The sequence below is a fragment of the Corallococcus sp. BB11-1 genome, from assembly GCF_026626625.1.
Lineage (GTDB): Bacteria > Myxococcota > Myxococcia > Myxococcales > Myxococcaceae > Corallococcus > Corallococcus soli.
Map to the genome: position 1 here is coordinate 55,285 of NZ_JAPNJY010000011.1, position 12,719 is coordinate 68,003.

Consider the following 12,719-nt stretch of genomic DNA (forward strand, 5'->3'; position numbering starts at 1 on the left):
CGTCAGGTGGCGAGCGCGTCCAGCTTCGGCCCCAGGGCCTGGAGCGCCGCCGTCACCCGCCCGTTCGCCGCGCCCACCGGCTTCGCGAAGACGCCCGCCTGGAGCTGGGCGCCGATCGCGTCGAGAGGGGAGAGCAGCTGCGGCTTCGACGCGGTGGCGTTGCTGGTGACGGCGTCCACCTGCGCCTGCGCGCCTGACTTCAGGGCCTCCGCGCGCTGCTTGAAGGCCGCCAGCGCCTTGTCCACCTGGCCCGCGAGCGTCGTCTCCGCGCTGGCGCGGGCCGTCTCCAGGGACTTCAGCGCGGCCGCCACCGACGTGTTCGTCGCGCCCAGGTGCGAGTCCAGCTGGCCCTTCGCCGCCGTCACCTGACCCTCCGCCGTCGCCCGCGTCGTCTTCATCGCCTGGACGGCCGCGGCGACACCGGCGCCCACCTGGGTGTCCAGGGCCTTGAGGCGCTCGGGCACCTGCGTGTCCAGCGGTGCCACCTGGGCGGCCACCTGCTGCTGCATGGCCTTTATCTGCTGCACGCCCTGGTCGCGCGCCGCGCCAATCTGCGTCACGCCCGTGGCGATCACCTGCCCCACCTGGGCCGTGGCCTGCTGGATGGCCTGGAGCACGGACTGCGTCAGCGTGCCCATCTGCGTGACGACCTGGGTCGTGGCCGTGTCTATCTGCGTCTGCGCCTGGGTCTGCACCGTCTCCACCTGGGAGACGATGGTCTTCTGCACCGTCTGGAGCTGGGTGCCGACCTGGGAGGAGAGGGTGCCCAGCTGCGTGGTGATCTGCTGCACCACCTGGCTGATGCCCTGCACCGCCGGGTTCACCAGCGGCTTGGGCAGGTCCGCGGCGGGGATGGCGTCCAGCAGGCCGACCGCGCGCTCCAGCAGGGCCTCCAGCGAGCCCACGAGCTGCTGGAAGAGGGCCTGCAACTGCTCCAGCTTCTGGGGCAGCAGGTCGAACATGGCCATCACCTGCTGCTTCAGCGCGCTGACGCTGGCCACCAGCGTGTCCAGCGTCGTGAAGGCCGCGTCGAGCGTCTGCTTCAGCGGCGCCTTGAGCGTCTCCACCGCCGTGAGCGTGCCCTGCACCAGGCCGTCGATGGTGGTGCTCACCTGGGTGATGGCGGCCTCGATGCGCGCCTGCACCTGGTCGATGAGCTTCTCCACCGCCGCGAGCTGCGCCGTCACGGTGGCCACCTGACCCGCCACCGTCTTGCCCAGCGTCTCCAGCGTCCCGGACGCCTGCGTCTTCCCCGCCGTGAGCGAGGGGGCCACCTGCGCGTCCACCGGGTCCACGATGCCGGCCGCCGCCAGCGCCGCGGCCTTCACCTGCGCCACGAGCGCCTTCTGCTGCGCCTCCAGCGCCGCCTGCTGCTGCTGGTGGGCCTGCTGCGTCGTCTTGCCCGCGCTGACGATCTCCTGGTGCAGCGTCGTCAGCGCGCGCACCGGGTCGTTGATGGCGCCGTCCAGCGTCCCGGTGAGCTGCGTGCTCCGGCCCGTCGCCGCGTCGCGCGAGGTGGCCAGCCGCACCAGCACCGCCGCGAGCGCCGCCGCGAGCGTCGTCCCCACGCCCTGGAGATCCTGGGTGAGCTGCGCCTTCGTCTGGTCGATGAGCGCGTGGCCCTGCGCGCGGCGCGCCTCGGTGTCCGCCTTGGAGCCCTTGCGCGCCTTCAGCTTCGCGTCGAAGGCCTGCTTGTCCGCGTCGCAGCGCTGGGCCACCTGCTGCTGGAGCGCCGTGAGCTGCCCCTGGGACGACTCCGCGGACGCCTTGGCCTGGGCCTCCAGCCCCTGGCCCTTCGCCGCCGCCTCCTTGCCCAGGGACTCCACGGACGCCCGGGCCTTCGTGCCCGACGCCGTCAGCGCCTGCTGGTGGCCCTGCACCTGCGCGGCCAGCGCCTGGAAGCGGGGGGAGGGGTCCAGCACCTTCACGTTCGCGGCGCTCGCCTGCGTGAGCAGCTTGCCGACGGTGCCGTCCACCGTCGGGCGCAGCGTGGCGACGAGCGTCAGCACGCCCTGGGCCAGGGCCTCCACCTCGCCCTTGGCCGTGGTGAGGCGCGGCGTCACGCCGGAGCCGAAGCCCTGCACGGTGGCCTTGTGCTTCGCGACGGTGGCTCTCAAGTCGTTCATCGCAGTGCCGCCAGCGCGGCCTTGGCTTCGGCGGCGGATCCGGAGAGTGCGCCCGTCTGTCCATCCAGGCCGTTGAGCGCGCCCGTCAGCTTCGCGCGGGACTCCGCGGCCTGGCCCTTCACCTTCGCCTCCGCGGCGGCGAGCGCCGCCCCCGTCTCCTCCGACGCCGCGTTCAGCTTCGCGTTCACCGCCGCCGTGGACGCCGCATAGGCGGCCGTCGTCTCACCGACCGCGCCCTCCACGCCCGCGGTGAGGTCGCCCTTGGCGGTCTCCACCTGCGGCGTCACGTCGTAGGTGGGCGTGGTCGCGGCGCCCCCGGGCTCCTCCTTCGTCTGGATGAGGAGCCGGCCCTCGGAGAGGCGGATGATCTCCGTGTCGTTCGAGTTCACCCGCCCCAGGTTCCACACCGGCTTCGCGTCCTGGAAGTCGTGCGTCATCGCCGTCTGGTTCGCGCCGTTCTTGCCGAAGAGCAGCTGATCGCCCTGGCTGTCCTGGGGCATGCGCACGCCCTCGCCCCAGTCCAGGAAGCGGTGCAGCGCCGCGTGGTCGAAGTGCAGGGCCACCAGCGCGCGCTCGTTCTTGTACGGGGGGAAGTAGAACGTGCCCGGGAACAGGCCGGGCTCCGCCGGCACGCTCACCGTCTTGTTCCACAGCGGCACCGTCACCCGGTAGTTCGTCACCGACGTCTTCGGATCATCCACCTGGAGGTAGATGCGATCGTTGGCCTCGCCGCCGGGGCTGTGCACCTTGCCCTCGACGTAGATGGGGTAGCGGGGCGGCCGGTACGCGGGCAGCTCCGGCACCGGATCCGACTTCTGCTCCAGGAGCACGGACAGGTGGACCTCGTAGCCCTCCGTGGCCTCCTGCTGTCCGTCGTGTGGACCCACCTGGAGGCCCACGCCGTCGAAGGACAGCTCCGCGACGCGCAGGTCCTCGCCCAGGCCGGTGAGGTCCGGGCTCCAGAGGGGCCCGTCCAGCTTGATGAGCGCCCCCGGGTGCAGGGCGACGGGCGGCACGTCCAGGAACGTCAGCCCCAGGCGGCGCTTGCGCAGGCGCAGGCGCTCCTTCTCCAGCGACTGGCGCTTCTCCGCCTCCGCCGCGATGGGCGTGCGCACCAGCATGTCGTGCTGGATGCCCGCGACGGCCTGCGCCTGGGGCAGGGCCACGGTGGTGGGCGCGGCCCCGAAGCCGTTGAGCACGCGCGTGCCGTGCCGGATGACCGGGGGCAGCTCCACGTCCACGCGCTCCACGTGCTTGCGGCTGAGCGCGGTGACGGTGCCCGTGGCCGGCTTCTTCGCGGAGAACGTGTACGTGTCCTTGGGGCTGTCGTACGTCAGCACGCCGCCGCGCGTGTCCACGAACCAGAGGACGAAGTCGTAGAAGCTGGCGGATGGTTGGTCCTCCCCGATGCCCAGGCACACCAGCGCCTGCTTCGACTCCAGCGCGTCCCAGTCGTACTTGAGCAGCAGGCCGCCCGGCTTGTGCAGCTCCAGCAGCTCCGACAGCTTCTTGCCGGTGTGCAGCTCCACCGGGCGGTGCTGCGTCCACAGCACCCGCGCCGGATCCGCGAACTCCACCGTGTACTCGCGGAACGCCACCGCGACGCCGTCCTTCTGGCCGTGCGCCACGCCCCGCAGGCGCTTGGACGTCACGATGCCCTGCACCCGCAGCGGCGCGGGCGGCGGGTCGTACACGCCGGAGAGGGCCAGCCGCACGCGGACGAGGTCCGGCTTGCTGAAGGCGGTGAACAGCTTCGCGTCCGCCTTCTCCAGCGACGTCCAGAACGTGAGCGACCCGGTGAAGCCGGTCGCCGTCATCCGCAGCGAGAAGGCCTGCACCTGGCCGCCGGGGAGGGTGAACGGCTGCTCCCCCACGGTGAGGGTCAGCTCCAGCTTCAGCTTCTCTTGGAACGGGAAGGGGAGCGCCATGGCGTCTCTACCGGGCCTTCGCCTGGACCTCCTCGCGCGTCAGCGCGCCCCGGGCCTCCAGCGCATCCATCATCGCGCGCATCACCCGGGCCTGCTGCGCCACCATGCGCTCCAGGTCCGCCACCTGCTGCGTGAGCGCCTCCACCTTCGACGTCAGCTCCGTGTCGCGTGGCGCCGGGCCCTGCGCCCTGGGGGGCGGGGTGGGGGCCACGGGCTCCGCCTGCTGGGGCGGGGCCAGCTCGAAGGTGGACTCCTCCATGCCGAAGCTCAGGGGCGTGGCGGCCGTGGAGGTGATCTCCCCGTGGTAGTGGTGCCGGATGGCGCGCTCGATGGAGGACGCGGTCGCGACCACCACCTGGAGCCGCTGGCCCGCGTGGAAGCCCAGCTCCTGGAGCGACTCCACGTTGGTGGGATCCGCCGTGGCCACGGTGAGCGTCTTGTTCGCCGGGTCCGCGCTGATGGGGAAGACGGTGTAGCGCTCCGCGATGTCCACGCGCAGCGCCTGGAGGGCGGGCGGGGAGGGGACGTGCCGGTCCAGGTCCACCGTGGGGATGGCCAGCTGGCGCGACAGGGCGTGCACCATGGAGTTCTCGTCCACGTAGCCCATCTGCACCAGGGTGAGGCCCAGGCGGCCGCCCCACTTGCGCTGTTCCGCGAGCGCCGTGCGCAGCTGGGTTTCGGTGAGCAGGCCGGCGTCCATCAGGATCTCCCCAAGCCGCCGCTTGCGGTTGGGGCCCGGGCCGGGAGGAACGGAAGGGGGGGGATTCACGGCCGGGCAGCATAGCAGCCAGCCCCCGTCTCCGGGCTTCGGCGGGTCGCAAAGAGGCCAGGGGCGCCGGGATGGGTTAGCCTTGCCACCATGGTGCGTAGCCCCCTTTTCGCGGCAATCCTCCTGGCCTTCACCGTTGGTTGCGCCTCGCAGCGACTCTCCGGAGCGGATCTGGATCGGGTCCACCGGCCCGCCTTCATCTCCCGCATCGAAGACGGCGCGGGGCCCAAGAGCCTCGTGTTCCGCGAGGACGGCGCCTACTCCGGCAAGCTCAAGAAGCTGGAGGACAAGGAGGCGGACCGGCGGCTCACCGTGAAGTTGCAGCAGGCGGTGACGCGCTTCGAGCTCTCCGAGCGCCTGCGCGTCACCACCCTGTCGCGCCTGCCGGAGGAGGCCCCGTGGACGGACGCGGTGGACCCCGCGCGGGTCGCCACCGCGCTGGAGAGCTTCCTGGTGGAGGAGGTGCCCGCCAACGCCCCGGACTATGACTTGATGGGCCCGCTGGGCGCGGACACGGTGGTGGAGTTCGTCATCCAGGACTTCGGCATGCGCAGCGAGGACGGCCACGCGGGGGCCTACCTCAAGGGTTACGGGCGCATGTTCCGGCTGGACGGGCGCTCGGAGCTGTGGCGCCGGCCGTTCGACATGGACGCGGTGGACCAGGGCGCGCCGCACCTGGACCCGTTCAAGGTCGGCAAGGAGCCGGAGCTGTTCCGCCTGGCCATGACGGCGCTGCTGGACAAGGTGGCGGACATGTTCGTGAAGGACCTGACGCCGCAGAACCGCAGGGGTGCTGGACCCACCGGTGACGCGGCCCCGGACACGGTGCCCTCGGCCGTCACCCCCACGGCCGCGCCAGCGCCGCTGCCCACCCCGCCCGAGCGTCAGCTCCCGCCAGGCGAGCTGCCGGATCCGGACGCCTGACGGCTCCCGTTGGCGCTCAGGGAAAGAGGGCGTGCTCCGCCAGGAGCACGCCCAGCCCCACGGCGAAGCTGACCAGGGTGACGGGCACGCCCACGCGCAGGTAGTCGACGAAGCCCATGCGCACCTTGCCGCGCGCGGCCTCGAAGACGATGAGGTTCGCCACGCTGCCGACGAGCGTGAGGTTGCCCGCCAGCGTGGAGCCCAGCGCGAGCACGTGCCACGCGAGCTCCGGCTGTTGCATGGCCGGCACCCACGCGCGGGCCAGCATCACGAAGGGCACGTTGCTGAAGAGGTTGGAGGCCACGAGCGTGAGGAACGCGAAGCCCAGCGTCTCGCGCCACGGCGGCCCGGCCATCAGCGGGGAGAACACCTGGCGGATCTCCTCCGCCCAGCCCGCCTTGTGCACCCCGTGCACGACGACGAAGAGGCTGGCGAAGAAGAGCAGCAGCACCCAGTCCACGCGCTCCAGCGCCTCGCGCGAGTCGTGCCCGGACAGCGTCATCACCAGCACCCCGCCCGCGAGCGCGCTCCAGCTCATGGGCAGGCCCGCGAAGAACGCCACCACCACGCCCAGCAGCACCCCGAGCGACAGCGCCAGCAGCTTGCGGTCCACGTCGACGGGGGGCGGGTGCGCGTCGAAGCGGGCGGAGGGCAGCTCCTTGCGGAACAGGTACAGGAGCGCGAGCGCGACGATGGCGGTGGAGAGCAGGGCGGGCAGGGCCATGTACCCGGCGAAGCGCGCGTAGCCCAAACCGGACGCGCCTTGAATCAGCATGTTCTGCGGGTTGCCGGTGAACGTGGCCACCGAGCCGCTGTTGCTGCCCATGCACACCGCGAGCAGGTACGGCACGGGCGGCAGGCGCGCGTCCTCCACCACCACGAGCACCAGCGGCGTGAGGAACAGGCACACGGTGTCGTTGACGAGGAACGCGGACAGCACGGCGCTGACGAACGTGACGGCGACGAGCAGCACGCGGGGCGTGTGGGCGACGCGCAGCGCCTTCGCGCCGGTGGCGCGGAAGAACTTCGCCTGGGACAGGTACGCGGCCAGCAGCATCATCCCCAGCAGCAGGACGAGCGTGTCCATGTCGATGGCCTGCTCGGCCCGGTCCGCGCTGTGGCCGAACACCTCCGCGGGGGTGACGACGCCCGCGACGACCATCAGCGTGGCGCCCAGCAGCGCGCCTCCGGGACGGTCCAGCTTGAGGAAGGGCAGCCTCGCCCCGGCGATGAAGATGTACGTGAAGAGGAAGATCGCGAGCGCCACGGGCGCGGGACACTAAGCCAGTTCGAAGGACAACGCCGCTGCCATCCTCAGGCGTCCTCGTCAGGCAGGAGCGTGCGGAGCAGCGCGTCGTCAGGACCGAGCGGACGCCAGCCGGGCGGGGGCGGAGTCGCGCGGAGTGTGGCCCTGGCCTGCCTGACCCGCTCCTTATGGGTTTCTGGGGTGTACGCCGACCACTGACTGAGCGCCATGGCAACCTCCATCCGAACGTCGTCATCCAGCGCTGCCGGCCACCCGTTTGGGAGGTACGTGCACAGTTCGCGCACGAACTGCCCGCGAACCAGGCGGGTGACCTGATGGCTGCGCTCCGCCTCGGCCACCAGCCCGCTGAATACCTGCACACCGGCGATGTCATCCCGTCCAAGCTCCTCGGCCAGCGCCACCAGCGAGGCGCTAGGGCGTGCCTCGGCAAAGGCGATCAGCGAATCGTAGCCGCGTTCGCGGACGCGTTCGTACAGGCGGGCCTTCCAGTTCCCCTGCCACGAACGTCCGTCGGTCATCGGCTTCTCCCCTTGGTGAAATTCATCGGGATGTCGTAGAGCTTCATGTTGTTTCCGACGATCCTCAGGACCGCATTCCGCGTCAACTGCCGGCCAGCTTCGGCCTCGGCATCGCGCAGCACCTCCATGATCATCCGGTTCCATTCGCCGGGCCATGTGCGCCCCAGGCGCCAGTTGCCGCCGCCGTGAATCGCCTCGTGGTGTGCCTGCTCCAACCGGACGCAGAAGTTGTCGATGTCCAGGTCGTCCCTGAAACCGCGCTGCGCGAACCACTCGCGGTGCTCTTGCGGCAGGACGTGGTGTTTCGGCGCCTTGGACATGCCCGCCCCAGCTCTGTCCGTCACCTGCATGCCGCGCACCTCGGGGCTGTCCCCCAGTGCGTCGCGCACGCCCTTGGGCAGGTCCTGGTGTGCTTGGGCCATCAGGACTTGCCCGCCATGGATGCGGACGGCCGCGCTGACGGCGGGAACGGAGAGGACGCCCGCCTGCACGAGCCTTCGCATCATCTCCACCCACTCGGCGGAGACCACCATTCGCGAGCCCACCATGACTCCCCCCGAACTCATCACGAGGCCCACGCCGAGCGTGGCGGGAGTGGAGGGCGGCAGCCGTGGCAGCGACATCTTCAGCGTGGAAATCAGGGTGAGCGCCTCCACTGCCTGCATCGCCGCGATGACCTGCCCACCGAGCTTCATCGTCGCGCGGGTCTCTCGATGGAGCGCGTCGAACTCACGGGTCAGCTTTCCCATCAGCTCTGGCATCGCAGTCGCCGCCATCTCCACGCGCGCCGGGTCCAGAGAGGAGAGGTCCGTCAGCGTGGGCTCCATCATCCCCTGCACGCGATGAAGGTCGGCGAACAGCTTCTCGACGCTGCACATCGGGCAGTGGCGGAGCACCGCGTCCGAGAGGTGGAGGAAGTCAACCCAGGTGGCCAGCAGGAGGGTGCCGAAAAGGGCCGCCTGGAGTCGGGGCCCCGTCATGCCGAGCAGGCCCGATTCCATCCCCGAATCGCCGACTTCCGAGGCTGCATCCGTCAGCGCGGTGGCGCTCCCGAGCGCACCCTGAAGCCACGCCAATTGATGGGAGCCCTGGTCGATATAGCGGGTGAAGACGCCGTTGAGGCCCCATCCCCCGAGGGCAGGAGGACGGGCCGCGAGCTTGGAGAACGCGGCTGCGACGCCGCCCCTGGAGTCCTTCATTTCGTCAATGGCTTCGAGGATTGCTTGACGCGTCAGGCCGGGACGCGGCTCCCCACCCCCAACGGCACCCGCCACGCCGCCAGGACTTGCTCCCGTCGCGTCGTCACGCAGCCCCTGGCGACGTAACAACCGTTGTTGCACTTCGGGTCCCGCGAGGGAGGATGGCGGGGAGGACTCAGCGCGCGAGGGCTCCTCCCCCGGAGCCTCGCCCCACGCGGACGCAGGAGTCACACGCTGCGCATGGCTCAAGCTCCGGCCCCGCCCGGGAGCCCGCGGCGCGGAGGCGCATCCCATGGCCAGCAGCACCACGGCGAGCAGGAAGGCATCAGCGCGCATGGTCCACCCCCAGGCCCACCGAGGCAAAGGCCCCCGGTCGCAGCAGGATGCGCGCGAAGAGCTGCACCGCCACGCGCTCCACGAGGCCCTCTGCCCACGCGACTGCGGGCCGCATCAGCCCCAGCCAGACAGCCACGCTTCGCATCCTTCGCATACACACCTCCCTGGAATGCCCCAGCCAAGGGAGCAAAGGACACACGTCTGACGTTCAGCCCGGCACGGGCAGGATTCGCGTCGCGCAGCCTCGCCCCGGCGATGAAGATGTACGTGAAGAGGAAGATCGCGAGCGCCACAGGCGCGAGCCATCAAGCCAGTTCAAACGGCAACGCCGCTGCCGTCCTCAGGCGTCCTCGTCAGGCAGGAGCGTGCGGAGCAGCGCGTCGTCAGGACCGAGCGGACGCCAGCCGGGCGGGGGCGGAGTCGCGCGGAGTGTTGCCATGGCCTGATCGGCACGCCCCTGGTGGGACTCAGGGATGTGTCCGTACCAGCAGCCGAGCGCCTGGGCGACCTCGAAGCGGTGCTCGTCGTCCATCAGGGTCGGCCAACCATCAGGGAGGCTTTCGGACAGTTCGCGCGCGAGCACATCACGAACAAAGCGTGTGACCTGCTTGTGCCGTTCCGCTTCCTCGAGCAGCCCGCTCAATACCTGTGCCCCGGCGATGTCGTCCTTCCCAAGCTCGTCGGCGAGGAGGTACAGCGGGACGGCAGGCCGCGCATTGGCGAAGGCGGTCAACGAGTCGTAGCCGCGCTCGCGGATCCTGTCGAACAGCCGGGCCCTCCAATTCCCTTGCCAGGAACGATCCTCGCTCATCGCCTCCTCCCAGAAACAAAGTTCATCGGGATCTTATGGGTTCGCATGTTCCTTGCGACGATTTTCAGGATCTCATTCCGGGTCAACACCCGGCCTGCCTCGTGCTCAGTCTTGCTCAGTACCTGCATGATCATCCGGTTCCATTCGCCGGGCCATGTGCGCCCCAGGCGCCAGTTGCCGCCGCCGTGAATCGCCTCGTGGTGTGCCTGCTCCAACCGGACGCAGAAGTTGTCGATGTCCAGGTCGTCCCTGAAACCGCGCTGCGCGAACCACTCGCGGTGCTCTTGCGGCAGGACGTGGTGTTTCGGTGCCTTGGACATGCCCGCCCCAGCTCTGTCCGTCACCTGCATGCCGCGCACCTCGGGGCTGTCCCCCAGTGCGTCGCGCACGCCCTTGGGCAGGTCCTGGTGTGCTTGGGCCATCAGGACTTGCCCGCCATGGATGCGGACGGCCGCGCTGACGGCGGGAACGGAGAGGACGCCCGCCTGCACGAGCCTTCGCATCATCTCCACCCACTCGGCGGAGACCACCATTCGCGAGCCCACCATGACTCCCCCCGAACTCATCACGAGGCCCACGCCGAGCGTGGCGGGAGTGGAGGGCGGCAGCCGTGGCAGCGACATCTTCAGCGTGGAAATCAGGGTGAGCGCCTCCACTGCCTGCATCGCCGCGATGACCTGCCCGCCGAGCTTCATCGTCGCGCGGGTCTCTCGATGGAGCGCGTCGAACTCACGGGTCAGCTTTCCCATCAGTTCGGGCATCGCAGTCGCCGCCATCTCCACGCGCGCCGGGTCCAGAGAGGAGAGGTCCGTCAGCGTGGGCTCCATCATCCCCTGCACGCGATGAAGGTCGGCGAACAGCTTCTCGACACTGCACATCGGGCAGTGGCGGAGCACCGCGTCCGAGAGGTGGAGGAAGTCAACCCAGGTGGCCAGCAGGAGGGTGCCGAAAAGGGCCGCCTGGAGTCGGGGCCCCGTCATGCCGAGCAGGCCCGATTCCATCCCCGAATCGCCGACTTCCGAGGCTGCATCCGTCAGCGCGGTGGCGCTCCCGAGCGCACCCTGAAGCCACGCCAATTGATGGGAGCCCTGGTCGATATAGCGGGTGAAGACGCCGTTGAGGCCCCATCCTCCGAGGGCAGGAGGACGGGCCGCGAGCTTGGAGAACGCGGCTGCGACGCCGCCCCTGGAGTCCTTCATTTCGTCAATGGCTTCGAGGATTGCTTGACGCGTCAGGCCGGGACGCGGCTCCCCACCCCCAACGGCACCCGCCACGCCGCCAGGACTTGCTCCCGTCGCGTCGTCACGCAGCCCCTGGCGACGTAACAACCGTTGTTGCACTTCGGGTCCCGCGAGGGAGGATGGCGGGGAGGACTCAGCGCGCGAGGGCTCCTCCCCCGGAGCCTCGCCCCACGCGGACGCAGGAGTCACACGCTGCGCATGGCTCAAGCTCCGGCCCCGCCCGGGAGCCCGCGGCGCGGAGGCGCATCCCATGGCCAGCAGCACCACGGCGAGCAGGAAGGCATCAGCGCGCATGGTCCACCCCCAGGCCCACCGAGGCAAAGGCCCCCGGCCGCAGCGTTCCTTCCTCCGTCGGGAACAGCTGCGTGCCTTCTGTGCCCAGCGCTTCCAAGCGCGTCAGGAAGTGCCACGCACGGGTCGGTGCACGCTCCTCCGCCACGGGCGCCGTAACGTTCTCTGCCCACGCGACTGCCGGCCACATCCGCCACAGCCAGGCAGCCACGCTTCGCATCCTTTGCATACACATCTTCCTGGAATGCCCCAGCCAGGGAGCAAAGGCCACACGTCTGACATTCAGCCAATTACGGGCCGGCTTCGCGTCGCTGCTCTGGGGCGAGGTGAAAGACGCGAAAAGGCCCGCCCCAGTTTTCCAGGAGCGGGCCTCGTTCAACGGTCTGCGCGCAGGTGGATCAGCAGCCGCTGCCGTCGTGGCCGCCGGGGTTGTTCGGGCGCTGCATGAAGTGCAGCGCGCGGGCGCCCTGGACGGCGTTGGGGGTGCTCACCGCGCCCTGTGCTTCGTCACCCCCGGTGGACCACACGGCGATGAGGGACTGGCCGGGCTGCACCTCCACGGGAACGGACAGGCGCACCTCCTGGCCAGGGGCCACGGTGAACGATCCCTCCTTCACCGGACGCAGCATCTGGAGCAGCTCGACGTTCATGGAGGACAGGGCCTCCAGCGGCAGCGCGCCGTCCACCACGGCGAAGCGCACGTCCCGGACCAGCACCGCCGCATCGTGGGCCTGGTGGTTCGTGAGCACGACGTCCGGGAAGCGGCCCGTCGTGTAGACGATGTTGTGCGTCAGGTTCTTGATGACGCTGTTGCGCAGCCGGCCGTGGGACTTGTTCGTCCAGTACATGTCCTTGATCTGGCTGGAGCAGTCCGCCGAGCTCCAGCCCACGTGGATGACCTTGCCCGGCGGGATGGGCGCGTCCCAGCCGTCCATGTTCATCCAGTGGATGACCGTGTCCCCGCTGGCCGTCGGCGTGAAGGTCGGGGCATCGAAGCGACCCGCGAGCGCTCCGCTGGTGTAGCCGTCGAACGTGCGGGTGATGTTCTCCGTGCCGCTCAGGACCACGGCGATGTCGTACGCGGTGGTCGTGCCCGTGTTCTCCAGGTCGACGTTGTACTCGAACGCCGTCGCACCCTGGGCAGCGAGCGCGAGCATCAGCGCGGACATCCGGAAGCTGAACGTCTTCATGGGTCATCCGCCATTGCATGCGCCACGGGGAGGAACGCGGAAGCGCGTTGACCGGAAGCATGAAGGCAAGAAAAACAAGTGCATCCTGGATGCCAATGACTCCCCGAGAGGGCGGACCC

General features: G+C 70.0%; 12 protein-coding genes. 1 reads left to right on the plus strand and 11 read right to left on the minus strand.

Annotated features, from left to right (window positions below; all coding sequences use genetic code 11):
• Window positions 1–2: 2 nt before the first annotated feature.
• From OV207_RS11475 to OV207_RS11485, 3 genes are read right to left on the minus strand one after another with little or no spacing between them, the layout of a single operon-like run.
• Window positions 3–2,126: a hypothetical protein gene (locus tag OV207_RS11475; RefSeq protein WP_267554938.1), complete on the minus strand. Its 2,124-nt coding sequence runs from the start codon at window positions 2,124–2,126 to the stop codon at window positions 3–5.
• Complete coding sequence (locus OV207_RS11480; protein ID WP_267554941.1) at window positions 2,123–4,054, minus strand: hypothetical protein; 1,932 nt, start codon at window positions 4,052–4,054, stop codon at window positions 2,123–2,125. Before OV207_RS11480 ends, OV207_RS11475 begins: the two co-directional genes overlap by 4 nt.
• A gap of 7 nt (window positions 4,055–4,061) precedes the next feature.
• Window positions 4,062–4,823, minus strand: a complete 762-nt coding sequence (locus OV207_RS11485) for a general secretion pathway protein GspE (RefSeq protein WP_267554943.1) — start codon at window positions 4,821–4,823, stop codon at window positions 4,062–4,064.
• Between the two features lie 90 nt (window positions 4,824–4,913).
• Here OV207_RS11485 and OV207_RS11490 point away from each other — a divergent pair, with 90 nt between their 5' ends.
• Entirely contained in the window at window positions 4,914–5,747 is an 834-nt protein-coding gene (locus tag OV207_RS11490; RefSeq protein ID WP_193348894.1) for a hypothetical protein, read from the plus strand.
• A gap of 16 nt (window positions 5,748–5,763) precedes the next feature.
• Here the strand turns inward: OV207_RS11490 and OV207_RS11495 are convergent, their stop codons facing one another.
• From OV207_RS11495 to OV207_RS11530, 8 genes are all read right to left on the minus strand, one after another.
• A complete protein-coding gene (locus tag OV207_RS11495; protein WP_267554945.1) occupies window positions 5,764–7,014 on the minus strand; it encodes an SLC13 family permease in 1,251 nt (416 codons plus the stop codon).
• Window positions 7,015–7,061: 47 nt separating this feature from the next.
• Window positions 7,062–7,532, minus strand: coding sequence for an NUDIX hydrolase (locus OV207_RS11500; RefSeq protein WP_267554947.1), 471 nt, complete (start codon window positions 7,530–7,532; stop codon window positions 7,062–7,064).
• Entirely contained in the window at window positions 7,529–8,731 is a 1,203-nt protein-coding gene (locus tag OV207_RS11505; protein WP_324291519.1) for a DUF2380 domain-containing protein, read from the minus strand. Before OV207_RS11505 ends, OV207_RS11500 begins: the two co-directional genes overlap by 4 nt.
• 325 nt (window positions 8,732–9,056) lie before the next feature.
• Entirely contained in the window at window positions 9,057–9,203 is a 147-nt protein-coding gene (locus OV207_RS11510) for a hypothetical protein (protein WP_267554951.1), read from the minus strand.
• Between the two features lie 204 nt (window positions 9,204–9,407).
• A complete protein-coding gene (locus OV207_RS11515) occupies window positions 9,408–9,878 on the minus strand; it encodes an NUDIX hydrolase (protein ID WP_267554953.1) in 471 nt (156 codons plus the stop codon).
• On the minus strand, window positions 9,875–11,077 hold the full coding sequence (locus OV207_RS11520; protein WP_324291520.1) for a DUF2380 domain-containing protein: 1,203 nt from the start codon (window positions 11,075–11,077) through the stop codon (window positions 9,875–9,877). The genes OV207_RS11515 and OV207_RS11520 overlap by 4 nt, the downstream gene beginning before the upstream one ends.
• Window positions 11,078–11,402: 325 nt before the next feature.
• Window positions 11,403–11,621: a hypothetical protein gene (locus OV207_RS11525; protein WP_267554999.1), complete on the minus strand. Its 219-nt coding sequence runs from the start codon at window positions 11,619–11,621 to the stop codon at window positions 11,403–11,405.
• A gap of 187 nt (window positions 11,622–11,808) precedes the next feature.
• Entirely contained in the window at window positions 11,809–12,600 is a 792-nt protein-coding gene (locus OV207_RS11530) for a hypothetical protein (RefSeq protein ID WP_267554958.1), read from the minus strand.
• Between the last annotated feature and the right edge of the window lie 119 nt (window positions 12,601–12,719).